Source organism: Microbacterium endophyticum (genome assembly GCF_011047135.1).
Classification (GTDB): domain Bacteria; phylum Actinomycetota; class Actinomycetes; order Actinomycetales; family Microbacteriaceae; genus Microbacterium; species Microbacterium endophyticum.
The window spans coordinates 2,222,845-2,239,597 of record NZ_CP049255.1 but is presented as its reverse complement, the minus strand read 5'-3'; the positions used below and the strand labels follow the sequence as shown (position 1 = coordinate 2,239,597).

General features: G+C 62.0%; 12 protein-coding genes. 6 read left to right on the top strand and 6 right to left on the bottom strand.

The genetic code is table 11. From position 1 onward, the window contains the following. Positions 1-50: 50 nt before the first annotated feature. Positions 51-665, bottom strand: a complete 615-nt coding sequence (locus G6N83_RS10440; protein WP_165141822.1) for a hypothetical protein — start codon at positions 663-665, stop codon at positions 51-53. Then, positions 662-5,089, bottom strand: coding sequence for an FtsK/SpoIIIE domain-containing protein (locus tag G6N83_RS10435; protein WP_165141820.1), 4,428 nt, complete (start codon positions 5,087-5,089; stop codon positions 662-664). Before G6N83_RS10435 ends, G6N83_RS10440 begins: the two co-directional genes overlap by 4 nt. A 156-nt stretch (positions 5,090-5,245) precedes the next feature. Between G6N83_RS10435 and G6N83_RS10430 the strand changes: the two genes are divergently transcribed. The 4 genes from G6N83_RS10430 to G6N83_RS10415 all read left to right on the top strand — a co-directional run bounded on the left by G6N83_RS10430 (position 5,246) and on the right by G6N83_RS10415 (position 7,840). Then, positions 5,246-5,542 carry a WXG100 family type VII secretion target gene (locus G6N83_RS10430; RefSeq protein WP_165141818.1) on the top strand — a complete coding sequence of 99 codons (297 nt, stop codon included), beginning with the start codon at positions 5,246-5,248 and terminating at the stop codon, positions 5,540-5,542. A 78-nt stretch (positions 5,543-5,620) separates the two neighbouring features. After that, on the top strand, positions 5,621-5,953 hold the full coding sequence (locus G6N83_RS10425) for a hypothetical protein (protein WP_165141816.1): 333 nt from the start codon (positions 5,621-5,623) through the stop codon (positions 5,951-5,953). Positions 5,954-5,984: 31 nt separating this feature from the next. Next, positions 5,985-7,382, top strand: coding sequence for a hypothetical protein (locus G6N83_RS10420; protein WP_165141814.1), 1,398 nt, complete (start codon positions 5,985-5,987; stop codon positions 7,380-7,382). Between the two features lie 14 nt (positions 7,383-7,396). Then, complete coding sequence (locus G6N83_RS10415) at positions 7,397-7,840, top strand: hypothetical protein (RefSeq protein ID WP_165141812.1); 444 nt, start codon at positions 7,397-7,399, stop codon at positions 7,838-7,840. Between the two features lie 1,025 nt (positions 7,841-8,865). Here the strand turns inward: G6N83_RS10415 and G6N83_RS10410 are convergent. From G6N83_RS10410 to G6N83_RS10400, 3 genes are all read right to left on the bottom strand, one after another. Beyond that, positions 8,866-9,996 carry a plasmid recombination protein gene (locus tag G6N83_RS10410; RefSeq protein ID WP_241246340.1) on the bottom strand — a complete coding sequence of 377 codons (1,131 nt, stop codon included), beginning with the start codon at positions 9,994-9,996 and terminating at the stop codon, positions 8,866-8,868. A gap of 412 nt (positions 9,997-10,408) precedes the next feature. Beyond that, positions 10,409-11,557, bottom strand: a complete 1,149-nt coding sequence (locus G6N83_RS10405) for an AAA family ATPase (protein ID WP_165141808.1) — start codon at positions 11,555-11,557, stop codon at positions 10,409-10,411. A gap of 1,064 nt (positions 11,558-12,621) precedes the next feature. Further along, positions 12,622-13,944, bottom strand: a complete 1,323-nt coding sequence (locus tag G6N83_RS10400; RefSeq protein ID WP_165141806.1) for a hypothetical protein — start codon at positions 13,942-13,944, stop codon at positions 12,622-12,624. An 80-nt stretch (positions 13,945-14,024) separates the two neighbouring features. Here G6N83_RS10400 and G6N83_RS10395 point away from each other — a divergent pair, with 80 nt between their 5' ends. Together G6N83_RS10395 and G6N83_RS10390 are read left to right on the top strand one after the other, a co-directional pair. Further along, positions 14,025-14,300, top strand: coding sequence for a hypothetical protein (locus G6N83_RS10395; protein WP_165141804.1), 276 nt, complete (start codon positions 14,025-14,027; stop codon positions 14,298-14,300). A 196-nt stretch (positions 14,301-14,496) separates the two neighbouring features. Further along, positions 14,497-15,297: a hypothetical protein gene (locus tag G6N83_RS10390; protein WP_165141802.1), complete on the top strand. Its 801-nt coding sequence runs from the start codon at positions 14,497-14,499 to the stop codon at positions 15,295-15,297. Between the two features lie 19 nt (positions 15,298-15,316). On the opposite strand, the gene G6N83_RS10385 is transcribed toward G6N83_RS10390, so the two are convergent. Continuing rightward, positions 15,317-16,294, bottom strand: a complete 978-nt coding sequence (locus tag G6N83_RS10385) for an IS481 family transposase (RefSeq protein WP_165141800.1) — start codon at positions 16,292-16,294, stop codon at positions 15,317-15,319. Positions 16,295-16,753: the final 459 nt, after the last annotated feature.

The window sequence follows — 16,753 nt, the reverse complement described above, 5'->3', positions numbered from 1 at the left end:
GTGGGCGCGCTCAGGGATTTCCCGGGCAGGGGTGGCGATCTTTTTGGCGCTCACTGGTTTTCTCCGGGAAGCGGGTGGAGCCTGAAAGTGTCGGTGACAGCGTCGAAGAGTTCGAGTAGTGGCTCGTGGATTTCGGCTGCGGGCGATCCGGCGGATATGAGCGCGACGCCACCGGGGAATGGAACGAAGGTGTTCATGAGGACGGCAGGCGCGGTGATCCGACGGTTGTTGAGGTGGATGGGTTGAATTCCGTAGGTGCGGGCGGCGGGCCCCGCGTGGGTGAGTTCTGTCGTAGTGGTTCGTAGCCAGTATTGATCGTTGTGGGTCGCTTCGATGCCCGTGAGTTGGGAGACGATGTCCTCAAGTGGCTGGCCGCCGGTTTCGGGCGCTGGGGGAAGGATGCTGACGGTGACGGAGCCGGGAACGATGCCGTCGTCGGCGGCTTCGAGAAATACCCCGCAGTAGCGGCAGCCGATGTCCCAGGCTGAGCGGGCGGTGTCGCGGAGGTAGGAGACCATTTCTGCTCGGTGCGGGCGGAGCTCTGGGACCTTGCTGTATCGGTCTTGCACGATCTGTGCGATAGCCCTGTCCCGAGTGAGGGGCCGCAGGTCGATTTCGGACCACGAAGGCGGGATCGATAAAGAGAACGCTACTCGGGCGGTCACAGCTGCATCTCCGATACTGCGTCGGGCGTTTGCGTGAGAGTGGGCGTGAAGCCGGGTCCCGGCATGTAGCCGCGGCCGACGGGGTGTTCGGTGGCTGCGGTGAGGTCGGAGCGGGAGAGTTTGATGCCGATGGTGTCACCGTCGGTGAGTTGGGTGGGGCGAAACAGGATGCCTCTCCGGCCTTTGATCGCTTCCAGCAACCAGCTGCTGAAGCCCTTTCCGATCTCGTCTGCGTCGCCACCGACGATGAAGGCGAGGTGGCGTTCGCTGGCTTGAGCGATCGCGGTGCGAAGCCACTGCTTCGCGGATGCCTCTCGTAACAGTTCAGCGTCGTCGACGATGACGATCGTCAGCCTTCCGCTCTTCCCGTCTAAAAGGGGTTCTAGTTGCTCTTGTGTCAGGTCACTGCCGGTGAGGACGGCGTGCACTCCGGGTTTCCCGGCAAGGGTTCGAAGGGGGCTACGCCTGGGTGCGACGACGACGACGTCATAATCGTTGCGAAGCGCGGACATCGCAAGGGCGAGGAGAGCTGTGGAGCGTCCGGAGCCGCTGTTTCCCGCGACGACGAACGTGGGTGCGGTGCGGGGGTCGAACGTGATGGGTTCGACGTCCTCACCGCCGAGCCCGACAAACAATTGCCCTTCGGATTCAAGCATCCCGCGCTCAGCGAGCGCATCGGCATAGGTAAAGCGGGTGGGTATCTCGGCGATCCGCAGCGGCTGTTGGTGCCACCCGGTTCCCGAGTAGTGCGCGGTGAGTTCCGCGCCGATCTGAGTGATGCGAGCGGACTGCTCGGCTGGGTCGAGGTCGGGTGCAATGGCGGCAACGTGAACCTCGGCGGCATCGGTGGAGTTGAACGCGCGCCCGTTGGGGATGGTTTCCGGCAGGGACTTCGGTCGCAGCCCGATGAGGGCGTAATCCGAGCGTTCCACGAGTCGGAGCAGCAGCTTCCGGTCTGCGAGGGTGGCCATCCTCCCTGAGGTGAGGAGTTGCCGGTCACCACTGACGATGAGGTGGACGCCAACCGAGGCGCCTTCGCGCAGCAAAAACAGAACCGATTCGAGGAGAGCGCCGCCGTCGACCGATTCGAACATGCCCTGAAACGATTCCCACCCGTCCAGTAGCACGAGCACTTGGGCGGGCGCGTCCTCGCCTGCGCGTCGGCGGAGCGCGCGCAGCTGGGTGAGGTCGGAGACTCCAGACCCGGCGAGCAGGTGCTGGCGCTCTTTCACCAGGCCTCGGAGTTTGCTGATCAGCCGTGCGATCTGATCGGTCTGGTGGCGGAGAGTGACAGTGCCGACGTGCGGGAAACTGCGCAGCGGCAGCAGCCCGCCGTTTCCGGCGTCGATGGCATAGATATGGAGATCTCGTACCTCGTGGGTGGTCGCGGCAGACACGGCGATGGTGCGCAGCGTCGTGGTGCGTCCGCTGCGCGGCGAACCGACGACGTACAGGTGCCCGTCGTCCTCGAGCGAGAATGACGCCGCGACCTGGTTCTGCTGGTCGGGTCGATCTTCGATCCCGAACCACACGCCAGGCGAAGAACCAGGCGTCGTGTTGTGTTTTTTGATGTCTTCGAGCGCGAGTACCTCGGGAAGCGCGGGCAGCCAGGGGCTACGCTGCCTCGGAACGCCGACAGCCGCGGTCGCCGCGACAACAGCGTCTACGAGGAGGCGCAGATCGGTGACTTCCACGTCGCCGGCGACTGACCGTTCGACCGGTCGTGGTGCGGGGTCTGCCAGGTCGGTGAAACGCATCGGCCTCATGACTGGGTCGGCGGCATCGGCCTCGCCGCGAGACGGTGCGCGCCCACCGATTCTGGATGTCTGGAATGGAATCAGGGCATTCGCCCCGAGCCGAGCGAACGCGCGGCCCCGTTGCGCGGGGTTAATACTGCCGGCGTCCGGTGCGTCGATGACATCGGCACTTTCTGCCCCATCCGTCATGCGCAGTGCGATGCGCAGATTCGTGTTGGCCCGGATCTCTGGCGACACGGCCCCAGAGGGTCGCTGGGTCGCGAGGATCAAGTGAATCCCCAGAGAACGTCCCCGTTGGGCGAGGTTCACGAGACCGGTGACGAAGTCTGGCAACTCGCGGGCGAGGGAAGCAAACTCGTCGACCACGACAAGCAATCGCGGGATCGGCGTAAGGTCGCGGCGCGTGGCGAGATCTTGGTAGTCCTCGATGTCTTTTGCACCGGTCTCGCTCAGGAGGTGTTCACGGCGTCGAAGCTCTGCAGACAGGGACGTCAGCGCTCGTTCGACCAGGTGAGCGTCAAGGTCAGTGACCATGCCGACAGTGTGCGGCAACGCGGAGCAGTCTTTGAACGCCGCACCGCCCTTGTAATCGACGAGCACGAAGTTCATCTCGGCCGGGCTGTTTGCCACGGCGAGGGATGCCACCAGGGTTTGCAGGAACTCCGATTTCCCCGACCCCGTGGTTCCCCCGACCAGGCCGTGCGGGCCATCAGCTGTCAAGTCGATCGCGAACGCGCCGTCGAGGGACTCGCCGATAATCGCCGTTGTGGAGCGCGGATTCAGTGACCACCTGGCCCGCAGAGCGTCCGGTGTCGGCGGGTCGAGCTTGAGAACCTCGAGCAGCCGTGAGGACTGCGGGATCGCCGCGTCGTTGACGCTCGGAGTGATGTCCACGATCGGAGCAAGTCCACGCGCAACCCAGTCCAACCACTCGTCCTCGACGAGATCGACGAGGACTCGTTCGTGGCTCGCAGCCTTCTGAGTCCTCAACTGCCCGAGGTGGCGATCCACGACCAGTACCGTATGACACTCCTCGGGGAGGAGTCGCTCATCGCGTTCCACACAGATGGAGTAAATCCCCACCCGCGGGCCTTCTTTCAGGAGCCGCACGATCCCGGGAAGCGGCCGCAGCCTCGACGCCCCGTCGATGACAAGAACGATCGAGGGAGAGGCCGGGCTCTTATCGCCCGATGCCCGTGCCGCGGCCAGTCGCGCGTCAAGGGTCTGCACCAACTCCGCGACTCGCGTTCCGAGCGCAGTCGTTGAGACCGCGATGGTGCGAAGCGTGTCCTGCCCGAGCCCCGGCTGAGTATGTGGCAACCAAGCCAGGAACTCCCACGGATGCGTCCGGAACGGACCCGACGGCTCGGCGTATCCCTCCAGGAGGTACAAATGGACGTCTTTTGGGCTGTGCAAGACGCCGATCTGCGCCGCCATCCACTGTGCGACACGACGCGGTTGGTCTGGCGAAGAGTCCAGGCTCGCGAGCCCCACTACCCCAGCCGTGGGTAGTGCCACGGTCACGGGGGCATTGTGAATATCCCAAACAACCCGCTGCCGGTGCTGCAGCTGTTCAGGATCCTCCAACGCCACATCGGACGGTTGCGTTGCGGTTCCCATCCGCAACGCCAGCCAGGTATCTTCATCGGTTCGCCGCTCCCACAATCGGGGCAGCGGTCCGACGCCGATCAAACCGGCGAGAGCCGCGTCGGGAGCATCCAGACGTCGTTGAACTCGTTCTGCAGCAAGCGCGGCCGCGGCATCCTCCTCCGTGCGCTCTTTCACATCGACGTAGTCAGCCATCAGGCGCTTGTATCGTCGGCGAGACGCTCGGCGACTAGTGAAGTAAGAACCTATGAGCATGACCGGCGACATAATTCCGAAAGCGAGCATCACCGGATTCCGATACAGCAGTGCTAGGCCACCTGCCAATACCAGCGGAATCAGACTCATCAGGATCGGTAGCGGCACACGATCGGGTTCTGCCGGCTCCGACGGCAGCCGGAACAGCGACGAGGGTTCGGCGGGAAGGATTCGCGGCGGCCGGTTGTATTTCCACTCGCCCGACGTCTCCTCGACCTCTACCGCCGCGACCACCGTCTCGGCATAGCCGATCTCGAGGATGACGTCGTCGTAAACGATCTGGTCGCCAGCCTCTAGCTGCTGGCCGTCTTGGGGCGATTCGCCGTTAATGGCGCACGCAGGTGTGACGTCTGGAAGGAACCCGACACGCACCGGTCCCGCGCGTTCTACGACGAGTGCAAGATCTTCCGGTGCAGCGGTCTGGTCCCGAACAATCACGTCGTTGCTGTCGCTGGTGCCGATCTTCAGGGAGCCGGGACCTGAGTGCAGGATGCGCCCTGCCCCGATCCCGGAGACTACCCGCAACTGCATGGTCGACTCCACGAGACGTGGACGCGTGACCGCCTCGGAGTCAGCGCGAAGAAGGGACACAAATGACCCTTCGCGCAGCCCGCTCTGAGCGACCGTCGCTCCTTCCGGAACGATGACGCCGTCGACGGCGATCTGCGCGGATGCTCCGCTGAGATCCGCACCGGTGGCCGCGATCCCGCGTCGAGCGAACGCAGCCATCGGTTCGGCGCGGTCGCTGTCTACGAACACAAGACGCCGAGCACCCGTCACCCCGTCATGCAACGTCACCAGCATGCAAACCCCCGTTTCACGCGCGCTCAACTATCATCACTCATCCCGCGCCGCCGAAATCACCAAAGATTAGACCTTGATGAGAGTTTCGGGCTCGACAGGTGTTGGCCCTGGGCGTCGCAGGTAGCATGATCACAAAATCGGTAACAGGGGGCAACCATGGCGAACGTAAACGTCACATACCAGGAACTCACGAGCACCGCTTCGCGGCTCTCCAGTGGCCAGGTCGAAATCGAGCAGAAGCTCGCAGAGCTCAAGAAGCTCGTCGACAACCTCATTGCCGAAGGTTTCCAAACCGACAAGGCATCAGGGGCTTTCCAGTCGTCATACGAGGAATTCACGACCGGTGCCACCAAGACCATCCAGGGGCTGGAGGGGCTGTCCAGTTTCCTCAAGTCGTCTGCTGACGCGTTCGACCAGGTCGACCAGCAGCTGTCGTCGGCGATCAGGGGCTGACTCTGACCTTCGCACTCGTCCGGCTCTCGCCGGGCGAGTGCGGTGCGTTGATGGCTTTGCGGGGATAGGGGGTTTGTCGTGGCTGGACGGTTGGTCGTTGATACCCAGCAGCTGGAAACGCTGGGCGTTCAGCTGAGCCGGGTGCGTGAGAAGCTCGCTGACACTCGCGCGGAGTTGGACTCAAGGGAAACATCAGTCGGGTCTCCCAATGTCGTCGGGGCATTGCGCGGATTCGAGGACCACTGGGGACGCGGGCGACGCGACCTTACTGAATCAGCCGACGCTCTCTCTCAGATGCTCGTCGACTCCGCGACCAGCTACCTCAACGTCGACACGGATCTCTCTGACGGCATCACGTCGGAAACTGTCGCCCCTGGCGCCCCGGGCGCCAAGGCACAGCCCCAGGCCTGAATCGGTGCCCGTGAACAGGAGCATGTAGTCGATGTCGCGTCCCACAGATTGGCATCTCGTTGACCTGGGAGGTGACCCTACCCCCGGGGAGTCTTGGGGTGTGCGGGCACTGTCCGGCGCCTACGGCAACATCGCGTCGATCGCGGGTGAGGTGTCCACGATCGTCGATGCGATCACCACGACGTCCCGATCGGGGATTTGGATCGGGCACGCCGGCGACGCGTTCCGCACCAAGATCGACTCACTCCCCGACGACGCCCGCAAATGCGCCGACAGTTACGGCATCGCACGCGACGCAATGACACAGTGGGCATCGAAGCTCGACGACACCCAAGCCCGCGCCGATACCGGACTCAATCAGGCGCGCACCGCGCAGGCCGACCTCGAGTCAGCTCAGCACGCGGTCGCCGAAGCGCTTGCCGCGCAATCCACCGCGTCCGCGACGCTGCGACGCAGCACGAATCTGTACGACCTATATCGTGACGAGCCAGCCCCGGCGGGCGTAAACGTCCCGACAGATTGGCAGATGAGGCAATCCCGCAACAGTGCCGCCGCCGCATCCTCTTGGGTACACAGCGCGTCCGGCGAGCAAGCCGATGCGCAGGCACGTCTGGATGCCGCTAAACGTCTCGTCCACGAAGCACAAACCGACTACGACGACGGCGCACGCGTCATCGTCACGCAAATCGAACATGCCAAGAATGCTGGCGTTCGCGCTGACACATGGTGGGAATCGCTCTACCACTCCGACGCATGGAAAGTCATCGTCGCCGTCGTCACGGTTGTGGTCATCGTCGCTGCGATCGTTCTCTCCGGCGGCGCCGCTCTCGCTGTCCTCGCTATCGGTGGAGCCCTCCTCCTCGCCGACAGTCTCATGGCATGGCAAGAAGGAGACATCGGCGGGGGTGAGTTCGCCCTGGCCGCCATCCTCACCGTAGTGCCAGGTGGAAAGCTTGTCGGAGCCGCGGAGAAGGGTCTCTCCGCGGCCGCACGTGGCACTGCCGCAGCCGCCCGCGGCACGAAAGCCGCTGACCGGATCGCCGAAACCACGAACGCCGTCCGGCGGGGTGAGACAACTACCGTGACACGCTCCGCGCGACTCGGCGAGACAGATTCGCTGAAGTACCGCGACACATTCTTCGAAGCCAACCCGTCTGTGCCCCCCACAAACACTGTCGTTCACCACGCGGTCGAACAGGGAGTACTCAAGAAGTACCCAGGGATTGCGACGCCCGAGCAAATCCACTCACTTGAGAACCTGCGAGGCATTCCGAAGTCCCTGAACAGCTCGATGCACCTCAGTGAGATTCGAATCGCGTGGAACACTTTCTACCGAGAAAATCCGACGACGACCCTCGATGAACTGCTGCGTTATGCCACCAAGCTGGACGATCAGTTTGGACATCTGTTCACACCACCGATCCGTTGAATTAGGCTGATCAAATGAAGTATTGGGCGCTAACGCTAGAAGTTCCTTTCGGGATGGGGGAGTTCGCAGAGTTTGACCAGGATCCGTCTCACTGGATCGATGGTGTCAAGCCGATGTCGACGATTGACTTGGTGCTCTACACGATGTCGGTTCCCGATCTCACGACAACGGACGGCATCTATTTCGCTACACCGCGTTTGGCACAGGCGATGGCTCATCTCACAGGTTTGCGGTCAAGGGCTTTTACCCTTTCATTTGACGAGCAAATGCTTGAACTTGGTGAGTTTGACGACCAAACACTGCCCGACTTGTCCTGTTTCGAGGTGGTTGGCTCCTACGGGACAGATGACTTCGCCCACCGCGAAGGCGTGACAGAACTTCTCGCATCAGAAAGGGCCATGGCGCTGCTCGCCGACTTCAGCCTCGGTTCGGGTACTGCTGCACTCTTCCGCCCCTAGTAGCCGTCAGCCGGAGCTGAGGGGTGGCGCACCATTCCCACGCGAACTCGCCTCCTTCGTGACGGTCAACTATCTGCACGATCTGCGCTCATCAGATCTCCTGCGACGATGCGGGCTTTCCTCGGCCAACGTCTGGGAGCGAGCGCACACCAAAGACATGCGTCACGGGTACACCACACCCGGTCTAGATACGGAAAAACCCCGATTTGCCGGGAGCTTCCATGGCAGTGGCAGTGGCAGTGGCGGTGGGACCTGAACACTGTAATAGAACTCGTTCGTCATGGCTCGGAAGAACGCCCGGATGGCTCGACATGTAGGTGCTGATCGGGCCATGATCAGCGACATCCAACCTCTGAGTAGCCCGCAGCTAGCGCGCGGAATCGACTTCTTGATGCTGTAGAGACTGCAAATATCTTCAGGACCGGCCGATTTTCTGGAAGTAGCAAGGCCCTGCACGAGTGCAGGGCCTTAAACCTGATCAAAACGGACAGGGGCTGTGTGACCAGCGTAGTGAGATTGGTTCGAGTCGAGCGGCGCTGAATGAGACCTCGATCACCGCGCATGCGTATCGGAAAAGACTCATTTGGAATGAGTCGCGGGCATGCCGTCAGCAACTCATCGGGCCGAAACATCTGTATTCGCGGCGTGAATTCACCTCACGATCCCGGATAAGCACCGAAAAGCGCGCCTGAAACCTAGGCCTAAGACGAAGTAGTCGTGAGAGCGGAGCACTCGGAATCGCTCGCCGTATCGTGGCTGAGCGACCGACACGCCCAGATCCCGTTTCCAAGCATGATCGGGTGACCGGCGATGAACCAGTTGGTGGCCAGCTTCGGGTCACCAACTGGTCTGCTATTCACCACGGGGTCCAATGGTGGCCTCCGGATGGTCTCGTGTTGGCCAGGATTAGGTCATCGGGAGTCCAGTGATCCCGAAAATCGCTGTTCACCGGATCTAGTGACCGCTAACTGCCCATAAGGTGGCCAGTTCGCGGTCACTACATGCCCCCTACTTATTCCGATCGATCATCGCTCACGATCGAAGTCCTTTTTCGGGGCGGGCTGATCGTCTCGCCCCATCAGCCCGATCACTTCTCGCCTTAGTGTGCGGGCTTTGCGCATGTCAGCGTTGAAGAGATCACGCAGAGGCTTTTGCCCGATCTTTACCTTGTCTAGCCAACGATCAACATCCGCAGGCACGTGCTCAAGGCGTGCGCTGAGATCGCGCATGCGTTCTCGCTCGGCATCGGCATCTTTGCGCGCTTGATCAGCCGCATGCTGCGCCTGCTGGGCGCGGTGGCGGCTTTCGGTCGCCTCTCGGATCGCTAGCTCTGCAGTTGCTTTATGCGCCGCCAACTCGCGCTCTCTTCGGACGATTTCTGTCTCGCGTTCATCAAGTTTCGATGCGCGAGAAGTCAACCTATGCCGCGTGGACTTGTTGGTTTGCTGTTCGTTTTTTATGGCCGAGGCGGCATCTTTGAGCCAGTCCGCCTTCCGCTGGAACTCGCTGCTACTGAGATGCTCCCTTGAGCGCTCAGTGACCCGATATTCCACGTCGTAGCCGGCGGATGACACGGCAGCGCGAAGCTCCATGTGCTGCCGCTTCAGATCGGATGGCCCCTTGAAGAAGTCTTTCTGAGAAAGCCTTCCGTCCGCTGATATGGGGACGATCGCAACCTGTATCTGGGGGTTCACCTCGTCTAGATGAACGGAGAATCCCACGATGTTGTCGGCGCCAAACTCTCCCACGACCCAGTCCAACGCTGCACCCATATAGGCGTACGCTTCCTTGCTCGGTCCCTCCTCGCGCCAATCAGCGTTGTGGTCGTCGAACCACTTGGGATCGAGCTGCAGGATCACTCCACGCATCAAGACCGCATCCTTGCGGAGTGCCCGTTGCACCGTACTGAGGCGCTCTTTGAGGTACTCGTCGAGCTCGTCAGACGGTGGACGTCCGGCGACTGACTCCAGTCGCCGAACCCCGCCCTGACCGTCGTTCACCCTTGTGAGATTGAAAACGGTTCTCTCAGAAACGATGTTCGGATTCGACTGTGAGAAGTGAAAGCCAGCCTTCTGGTCGGCATCTCGTGCGATGTGCCTGAAGAAGTTCTTCGCGTGGCCTCCGCGCCCCACTTTGTGGGACACGTCGAAGGTCATCGTGTAACTCACGATTCTCCCCTCCCGATCTCCTCCGTGGTCTGTTCCGTCCTCGACGCAACAGACCACGGAGCCTCCGGCGGCTCTCCCGAGGGGCTTCTCCTGTCGTTCATCCGAACACCACGCCTGTACTTGTTTTTGAGGGTGGTGTTCTCCTTCGCGTCAGAAGAAGGCGTAGCCCCATACACTTTTGAGCGCGCTTCGCTTGTCAAAAGCTCCTGGTGCCCTCCGGGAGCCGCTGCGCGGGCCATGCGCACCAGCTTCGGGCTACGCCCATCGAGAGACTCGCTGCGCGAGGCGCGGCTGGAACTGTGCGGGAGGCCGAAGAGACGCAAGACGGCGCCCAGTGCCGACGGCAGCGCAGATCTCCGCGAGCTGATTGCTCGCCCGGCGCGTTCACCGACGTTACCGATCATGATTCTTCCCGTTCGGCGATCCTGCGCAGTTGCTCTTCACGCTGCCTGACCATCTCAGGCGGATAGGAGACGATCTCACCGTCGTCGTCGAGGACGTAGCCGTCCTCGGTCCTCTTGTTGCACCGGCCGCGATGCGTCGCGTGGCACCAGTCTGGGTTGCACTTCGCGTCGTGCCACGGGTGGCCACAGCCTCCCGCAGGGGCGCCGCCTTCAGAGACACCGTCGGGAACGCTGTAAGCGTCGCCGATGCTGAACGCCTTGACGAGCTCATGCAAGGTTGCGTTGCGTCCACCGGAGCTAGTCGTCACATATCCGCTCGCGACGAGCACCTGCAAAGCCGCGAGCACCGTCTCAGACTTACCTTTGACGCCCTTCTTAATCGCCGCAGTTGTCTGCGGCGATTGGTTCGCTTCCAAGAACTCCGAGATTCCCAGCATGTGCCGGGTCGGTGCCCACTCGTCGTCCTGGATAGGACCGAGCAATGCGTCGACGCTGCTCGTGCCGCGGCTCGGCGCCGGGTTGACGGTGAGCGTCATGGACACCTCGCCGGTCACAAAGTTCCCATGACGATCCTTCGTTGCAGTTAGCCGCGCCTGCCCGGGACGCCCTTTCGCGAACGCCATCTCCTTCCCGATCGTCTGAATGAACTGAGCGCCTGAAATCGCTGCTCTCTTTCGCTGCGAGCCGATCGGAGACGGCGCCGCGCTGTCCGACTTCGGCAGATGGTCAAGCAGGAGGACAGCTGGACCGCGGGTCGCGATCGCCGTCGCGACCCGCTGAAACCAGAGCGCCACGGCATCGTCTGAATTGGGGTCAGTCCCTTCGAGAGCCATGCTTTCTCCCGTGCTATCGAGGACGACGAGCGACGGCCGCATCTGGTCAAGGAGTGCCCAAAAGATCGATCGAACATCGTCGCGGAACGCTTCCTCCGGACGCACGTACGCGAACCGTACGGGGTCGGCGAGGACGCCAGGCGGAACGCCAAGAGCGAGCATCCGCGCTGTAAGGCCGATCGGCCCGTCCTCCATATCGATGTAGATCACGTTGTTGCTGTCTTCAAGCTCGGCGGCCGCGGCCGCTAGTGCAGTCCAGGTCTTCCCGCAGCCGGACTCGCCCGCGAGTCCATTGGTGGCCCCCGCATACAACCAGTACGAGCCGTCCGTCAGCCGCCCAACACTCGGGCGCGGCGGGGTAAGAGTGCCGCTCTGGAGGCCGCTAACGCACTCAGCAAGATTGGTTGGGAGCCACGAAGATCCCGGCTGCGCCGGGATCGCAGATAAGGGAACGCTCGCTCCGCTCGCTTGGCTCAGCGGGGAGGAGGTGGAATGCGCAGAAGGGCGTGAGGTATTCGTGAAGGGTAGGGCTGCCCGGCGCTGCGTTCCCGTTCCTGGGCCGTTCCCCTCACTGGGAACTGTTCGTTCGTCGCCATCTGTAAGGACCGATCTGACCCGTTCCCCCGTTCCCTGTCCTACTGGGAACGGGTAGAACGAGTCGGATTGCACGGCCCGGTGGTCTGTTTCAAAACCCTTCCGACCCATTCCCGATGGGAACGGGTCCGTAGCCACTCCATCCTCCGAGCTCTGCCCGCGAGCGAAGCGAGCGGAACTGGGCGTCCTCGCGCTGTGCGCGTCGGTCCGATCGGCGGACGCGAGTCCGCCCGCAGACTGTTCGTCGGTGGCGCTCATCGTCCGCCTCCGCCAAGGATGACAGCCAAGCGTTCACGCTGGCCGGAAGTCAGTGGCGGCGCAGCGGCCACCAGGCGGTCAATCACATCTACGTGCTTGTCGGCAGCTGCTATGTCAGGGCTGCGAGGAGTGTCGACTAAAGGCGGGGCGGATGAAGTAGGTGCTAGGGGCATACGGAAGGTCCTCAACGTGAGTGTCTTCCGGTTCCCCGCCCTCAGGCCTTTTACCGATTACTATCCGGGTGCAGTACCTCGCGCTTCGTGGCTGCAGGATCCGTGTGGATTCCCTCAGCGGGTCGCGACCCCGGTGGGATGTTATATTTCCTGCGACGCTAGCGCTCGGGTACGACATTTCTTGGTGCTCGTCGCTCGACGCTCGACCTCGGCCGCCTTGCTCGCCCCGTATATGACCGCTTCGCGAAACATCCGTCCTGTCGCCAGCTCAACGACTATGTGGCGGGTGGGATGTCGTCAGCCGCCACGCCCTGGCTTCCGAGCCCAGCTTCTCGCGCACGCGGCACGCCGTTAGTCGAACGCTGGGGTGTCCCGGGCGAAACAGATGAGTAGTGATGTCGCATTCATGATCGCGAGCACCGCGTTGATGCGGTTGTACTGGTGGCGGGTGATTGCGTGCGAAGTCGCGTTGCGCCGGTACCCTCCCGGCCGGTCGTCGAGCGTGAACCAGCCGCGCATAACAGTCGTGGCCGGATGCACGGCCAAGGTCAAGCGCCAGCTCTGCTTCTTGAACTTCGGATACGAGCTGGGGTTCGTCAACACTCCGGGCTTCACATCGAATGCATCTTTCGTGTGCTGGTTCACTAATGTGTCCAAGACGTTGGTTGCCAACGCCTGGGAGGCCTCGACGTGGCCGTCACGTAGAGCCAAGATCGCCTTGCGGATCATGTCCACGTAGAACAGAGCGCGGCCGCGGGGAAGGCGCCCGATCACCCGCTCACAGTGGGTGAGGATGCCGCGGTGGTTGTTGGAGATGATCCGGCGCCGCGCCGGCGCACCGGGCGCAGCGAGAAGCATCTCGATGACTCGCCCCGACGGCACCCACGCCAGCGGGATGCCTTCCTCCAGGATGGCCCGCACATCGTCTTCAATGTCGTCAGGCTCGAGTCCCACCGCTCGCCAATTCGGCGGCAGGTGCTGCTTGTCGAGCTCTAGGCCCTTAGTGAGGTCAGTGATCCAGCTCAGGTCACCCAAGAAGCCGGTGTTCAACCTCCCGAGGACATCTAACGATGCCAGCTGCTGCGCGCTGATGAGCGACTCCATCGGCCGGAGAAGCGAGTTCATGATGGTCTGAGTCGGGAGCGCGTCAGCCAACGCGGATGAGGTGGAGGTTATGCCGAGCGACTCGACGCCCTTCAGCATGGAGAGCGTGTCCTCGCTGATCGATGCGATCGCCGGCATGTTGACGGAGTCGAAGAAGCTCGTCGACAGCACGGAGTTAGACAGGATCGACGAAGCAGCAGCATCACCGAGGATCCCCTCTAGGCCCGTCATTCCCCGGAATGTCGATGTGAAAGATTCCGTATCGGGGAGAAGTTTGTTGAAGTTTTGAACTTCGTCGAGAAGCTTCTTAGTGGTCGGGGACAAGGTGAACCCGAGATCCGTCTTCGGCATGGATCTCATGATCGAATTCATGGCCTGCGTCGAGAGAATCTGGTTAGCGTCCCGTGCGCTAGCGCCGACCTTGTTCGGTGTCTCTGCCGCAGCGGGCGGCGCGGTCTCGGCCTCGGTGTTGTCGATCTTGTTCTCGGCAGCGGCAGCGTCGGGCGCTCCGTCCACTTTGGCGTCGGCCGCGATGTCGGAACCGCCGTCCTCAGTGGTCGAGTTCTTCACAATTTAAGAGAACCACATGCGGCGGACACCGGACGGGAGGTTGGAAGCGAGATGTGCCACGCAGAGAGAATGTAGTTGTCGTGGCGACGGCAGCGCTCAAGAAGCATCGGATTCCAGTGGATCGTCCATCCTCCGATGCGGACGATTTGGTGCCCAGGGGACTCGTCGCGCCCGATGGCGTTGAGCACGCCGTCGACATCGATAGCGATGATGACCAGCTCCTCTGGCGCGACCGCCTCGCCAAACCTGACGCCGCGCAGAACTCTCCCGCATTCGTAGCACGGTCCACAATTCTGCCGCCGTCGCGAACAGGCGCCTCCCACTCATTCCTGCTCGTATACGAGCAAACGCAGTGAAGTCACAATTTTCTTTGTTTGATCTGGCTCTTTCTGGTTCAAGGATGGCCTGCTACGGTTTCGATTCGCCTCCGAAATGACCCGCAGCCAAGCACCAGGAAGATTGTTCTGAACCGTGACGTTCACCTTTAGGAACGAACTTGCTCTCGGGCGCTACTTGTTCGTCCACCTAACGTTTCTACTGTCAGAGCTCGGCATGAACATACTTGTCGCGAGGCGAGAGGTAACGATTAACGCCGGGCGAATCGACCTCTTCGGGATCGATTCCGACGGCACTCTTTACATCTTCGAGCTCAAAGTCAACACGGCGAGGTCCGCGATCATTGGTCAGGTCATTGCCTACCGGCAAGTGATCCGAACGATGAGCCGAGACCAACTCACCGAGAGCGTGCGCCAAGGGCCAGGCGGGGTCGACTTAGCCACGGAGTTCGAGCGTCACTTCGGTCACCGAATGCCCGAGATTGGCGAGCACGAACCGGTAATGGTGCTCATCGCCGGAGCTTTCGATCTGAACACCTCCCTTTGTGTGACGGAACTCGCAGAAAAGGGGTTCGGCATCGTGGCCCTGCTATACGTGATTTCGGACGACAGAGTGGCTCTGGTCCGAGCTCTCCGGCCGGACGGCACAGTAAGCCTCTCACCACCAGGCCGGCGCAGCTTGTGGCAAGTTGTTCCCGTGCGACCCGATGTTCGGGAGTTCTGCGGCACTCGTCTGGACGCTGTCGTTCCGCCGGTGATGACGTTCCAAGGGATCTACGCCATGTACACGCGATGGGTGATCGAGCAAGAGGGGTTGGGCCGAGGCATGCAGTTCCTTCAGCCATGTGCCTTCGGCAGAGAGCTGGCAGCTTTCATGGCTAACTCCGGCCAATGGGTGAGAGGCTTCGCGCTCCCCGGAACACGGATCGACCCTTGCGAACCTCTCGAAGCGGTGCCGTCACTACGTCCGCGCAAGACCGAGGGTCACCGCGTCGTGGCGTATCGTCGTGTCGCTTAGGCCCCCTAGTTGTACCTGGTCAAGACGTTGGTTGCAGTCGGCTGATCGGTGGTTGGCCTCCGAGGGCTGAGTGGCGTCGTCCAGTGTTGTAGTGCTTGAGCCAGGGGTCAAGGGCTGCGGCGCGGTCAGCGCTGGAGTTGAATGACTGTCGGTAGGCCCACTCAGTCTGCAGGGTGCGGTTGAATCTCTCGACCTTGCCGTTCTGCCAGGGGCAGTGCGGCTTGATGAGCTTCTGTCGGATGCCGTGCGCGGCGCAAACCTCGTGCAGCGAGTACCGGTACGCCCAAGCGTTGTCCGTGATCAAGCGCTCGATCCGGGTGATGCCATGGGCGGTGAAATAGCTGATCGCACGTGCGAAGAACGCAGCGCAGGTCGCTCCCTTTTCGTCGGGAAGGACCTCCGAATACGCCAACCGTGAGTGATCGTCAACGACCGAGTGGACGAAGTCATAGCCGGCACGCGTGGCGGCAGCCTTGAGTCGGGTCTGATGATTCGTCGCGGTCTCCCCGCGAGAACGCCATCCGCCACCGTCAGGGATGCGGCCAAACTTCTTCACGTCCATGTGCACCAGCTCGCCGGGTCGTTCCCGCTCGTAGCGGATCGAGGTGGTCTTCGACGCTCGGATGCGCTCACCGGTCATCGGGTCCAGTTCAGCAAGTCGCGGCAAGCCAGCACGGGCGATGATCCTCGAGACCGTGCGGGGCGGCACCCCTGTGCGGACGGCAACCTCGTCCCGTCCCACCCGCTCCCGCGTGCGCACCGCGATCACCTCAGAAGTCTTGGCCGCCGACGTGCAGTTTGCGATGTGGTGGGGCCGGGAGGACCGGTCCCGTAGGCCAACTGGGCCCTCATCGCGGTAGCGATCCAGCCACCGCTTCACACAGCGGCGTGGCACACCCATCGCCGCAGCGATATGCGCTTGCTTCCAGCCCGAGCGGGTGCGTTCAACGATCAGCAGCCTGCTATGAATGGTCAGGCGCGCATTAGCGTGGGACATTGAGGGCCTCCGGTCGGTAGAGACGTCAGATATCTCCACTAAGCCCGGAGGTCCTCGCCTTTCACAAGACCCGAACTGCCACCAACCTCACGACCGGGCACACCTAGGCGCGGATCGGTAGCATCTGCTCTAACGCCACAACAAATGCTTGTGTGACACACCATAGACAAACTAAGCCCGGGGCGATGAAGATGAGCGGCAGGAAGGCCAGGGAGGCACGGCGCGTTCTCCGCCAGAACAGCACTGACGCGAGCCGTAAATATGTAATTGAGTCGGAGTATCCTGCACTGACTTCGCAAGAGCTGGCGGAGTCCGCCAAGGCGCGGCTTCGGAAGTCACGCCTAGCGTTCAATCATCTAAGTTCCGGTCTGAAGCTGTCGAAGTCCGACGACGCCTATACCTTGTTGATTGGTTCTCAAACAGATGCATCCCACGCATCTGCGTCCAGGGTTGATGAGT